Source organism: Pseudomonas sp. LARHCG127, assembly GCF_052871455.1.
This window is the reverse complement of the sequence record NZ_JBIXJT010000045.1, coordinates 1-1,192: the sequence shown is the minus strand read 5'-3', so window position 1 is coordinate 1,192 and position 1,192 is coordinate 1. Positions and strand designations below refer to the sequence as shown.

Genomic DNA, 1,192 nt, shown 5'->3' with positions numbered 1-1,192 from the left:
CGGAAGCCGCGGATCTTGATCTGCGAGTCGTTGCGCCCGACGTAGACCACGCCGCCATCGGCGCGGTAGCGAGCGATGTCGCCGGTGCGGTACAACCTTGCGCCGGACTCAAAGGCGTAGGGGTCGCTGATGAACCGTTCGGCATTGAGCGCCTCGCGGTTCAGGTAATGCCGGGCCACGCCCGCGCCGCCGATGTAGATTTCGCCATTGACGCCCACCGGCACCGGTTGCTGGTACTCGTCGAGAATGCGCAGGCACAGGTCGGGCAGTGGCGGGCCGATCAGGCTGGGCGCGCCGCTGTCGATTTCCAGCTGGCCGATCGGGTAGTAAGTGGCGTGCACGGTGATTTCGGTGATGCCGTACATGTTCACCAGACGGGTGCGCGACAGCGCCGTGCGTGCGGTCCAGGGGCGCAGGCTGCGGAAGTCCAGGGCCTCGCCGCCGAAGATCACTTCGCGCAGGGCGTGTTCCTGGTCGCTGCGCCCGCGGGCTTCAATGAACTGGCGGAAGGCGCTCGGCGTCTGGTTCAGGATCGTGACGTGCTGCTGGCAGACCAGCGCATAGAAGTCATCGGGCGAGCGGGCGACGTCGCTCGGGACGATCACCAGCTTGCCGCCGTAGCTCAGCGCGCCCCAGATTTCCCAGACCGAGAAGTCAAAGGCAAACGAGTGGAACAGCGTCCATACGTCGTTGTGGTCGAAGTCGAACAACCCGGCGGTGGCGTCGAACAGCCGGGCGACATTGCCGTGTTCCACCAGCACGCCCTTGGGCAGCCCGGTGGACCCCGAGGTGTAGATGACGTAGGCCAGGTGCCGTGGCGTCAGGCCCAGGGCGCCGGCCTCGAGGTTGTAGTCCAGGGACTCGTCCGCCAGGTCGTCTTCGGCGACGTAATCCTTGAGGTTGACCACCGGCACGGCGTGTTCGGGCAACACGTCGAGGCAGTCAGGCTGGGCCAGCAAGGCGACCGGGGTGCTGTCGGCCAGCAGGTAGCCGAGGCGTTCGCTGGGGTAGGCTGGATCCAGCGGCACGTAGGCGGCACCGGCCTTGAGCACGGCGAGCACCGCGCAGACCATTTCCACTCCGCGCCGGGCCAGGATCGCCACGCGGTCATCGGGACGCACGCCTTGGGCGAGCAGTTCACGGGCGATGCGGTTGGCGCGGCGATTGAGTGCCCGGTAACTCAGTTCGCGTT

1 protein-coding gene is annotated in these 1,192 nt (G+C 66.9%); it reads right to left on the bottom strand.

Annotated elements, in window-relative coordinates; genetic code table 11:
* The coding region (locus tag ACIPQ1_RS28730; protein ID WP_446535149.1) for an amino acid adenylation domain-containing protein at nucleotides 1-1,192 on the bottom strand (1,192 nt) is incomplete at both ends.